At 39.1% G+C, this 2,014-nt stretch carries 2 protein-coding genes and 1 pseudogene; all 3 read right to left on the reverse strand.

Translation table 11 applies throughout. The features are described from left to right. A partial coding sequence (locus ACZFYI_RS19645; RefSeq protein WP_462525818.1) for a winged helix-turn-helix domain-containing protein occupies positions 1 to 276 on the reverse strand: 276 nt, incomplete at its 3' end. Between the two features lie 3 nt (positions 277 to 279). Beyond that, entirely contained in the window at positions 280 to 855 is a 576-nt protein-coding gene (locus ACZFYI_RS19650; RefSeq protein ID WP_462525819.1) for a hypothetical protein, read from the reverse strand. A 265-nt stretch (positions 856 to 1,120) separates the two neighbouring features. After that, positions 1,121 to 2,014: pseudogene (locus tag ACZFYI_RS19655) on the reverse strand (DNA-directed RNA polymerase subunit beta'); the annotation flags it as partial.

A 2,014-nucleotide genomic window follows, 5' to 3' on the forward strand; every position in this document is an offset into this window, starting at 1 on the left:
GATATATCCTTCCAAAGCGCTCACATAATGGTCAAATGCTACTCTCCCGTTTTCCGTTATTTTGCATGTGGTCAAAGGAAAATTATCCCTGAAAGTTTTGCCCACTTCAATATATCCAGCTTCCTTCAATTTGGAAATCTGGACACTGAGGTTGCCGGCAGTTGAATTGGTTTTTTCTTTAATAAAATTAAACTCCGCCTCTTCCACAGCCATCAGCAATGACACTATCGCCAACCTCAATTGACTATGGAGAAGGGGATCCAAATCTTTGAACATAAATTATTTTTTTAAACTCCCCATCAAATGGGCAGGCAATATATAACTCACAACAATAGCGACCATTAAGAGCAACAACTGATATTGAAAAGGTTGAAAAAAAGCCATTACCCCACAGATCATGCTTGCCAAGGCTCCCCAAACGAGGAATTTATATTGCAAAGTAACTCCAGTGGTATAACCGGCTAATCCATACAACAACATAAAAAATGGATACGTGGAATCCCATCCGATTCTAAAAGAACCGATCAACAAGGCAATAATGGCAAAAAACATTCCTGTCCAAATCCCTGCCATTACCCTGCCTGTAAATGTTGGTCCGGTGGATGCTGTCTTTCTTTTGTTCATAAATACAAAATGTACAACGGAAACCAACGGCATTGCCATCCAAACCAAAGAAGGGTTTTGAAATCCAATCACAAATTCCAATAAATAATGAATCAGTGCGCATCCAAGTACCGAATACCCCCAAAGGAGATATATAAACCTGTCCGAATAGATTTTGTATTTGGTGGATTCGATCATCGTCCGGATCAACTGAATACTTTCAGCCTCATCCCATTTTTCTGTATTTTCCATTTTCGATATGTTATTTTTTATCTAAAAGCATGTTGAAACTCGGATACCAAGTTGTCCCATTGGGAGAAAATTCCCCTTTCTCCGACCATTGACCTTTTTCATTTAAAGTAACAAAATACCGGACTTTTCCCTGCGGTACATCAAAACCCCATTCCCAATTTTTGTCATCTTGCACGGTTACATAGGCTTTCGTCTTTTGTCCTGAAGCCAGCCAGCTCAGCATTTCATATTCCTGTTTGGCTTCATCAAAAGTAATGATCGCAAAGGCATTGAATTCAAGTTTGCCTTCATTATAAGCAATGATTACTTCCTCGGGAGAATAAAAAGTTTTGCCCTCACCTTTTACCTTAACCGTTTTGGTACCTTTTCTAACCTTAGTCATATAGTACAGACCAAGAACCATATCCTGAGAAGGAACAGTTACAGGTGAGCCATTAGCTGGATTAAGAATATTGTGAGAAGCCAACATTAAAATTTGAGCTTCTAAAATAGCTTCAGGTCCTAATGGTAAGTGAACCGCCATCTGATCCCCATCAAAATCTGCATTAAATGCAGTACATACTAATGGGTGCAAACGAATCGCTTTTCCTTCAATTAACTTAGGCTGGAATGCTTGGATTCCTAAACGGTGAAGGGTTGGGGCCCTGTTTAATAAAACAGGATGACCTTTTAATACATTCTCTAAAATGTCCCAAACTACCGGTTCTTTTTTGTCTATGATTTTCTTAGCAGACTTAACTGTTTTCACAATTCCACGCTCAATAAGCTTGCGAATTACGAATGGCTTGTATAATTCTGCTGCCATATCTTTTGGAAGACCACATTCAAACAATTTCATTTCTGGTCCAACAACAATTACAGAACGGGCAGAATAATCTACACGTTTCCCTAATAAGTTCTGACGGAAACGACCTTGCTTCCCTTTTAATGAATCTGAAAGTGACTTAAGCGGTCTGTTAGATTCTGTTTTTACAGCAGAGGCTTTACGCGTGTTGTCGAACAGTGAATCTACAGATTCTTGAAGCATACGCTTCTCGTTTCTCAAGATAACCTCAGGTGCTTTAATCTCTACCAAACGCTTTAAACGGTTGTTTCTGATAATTACCCTACGGTATAAGTCATTTAAATCAGAGGTTGCAAAACGCCCTCCATCTAAAGG

It is taken from the genome of Aquiflexum sp. (assembly GCF_977115555.1).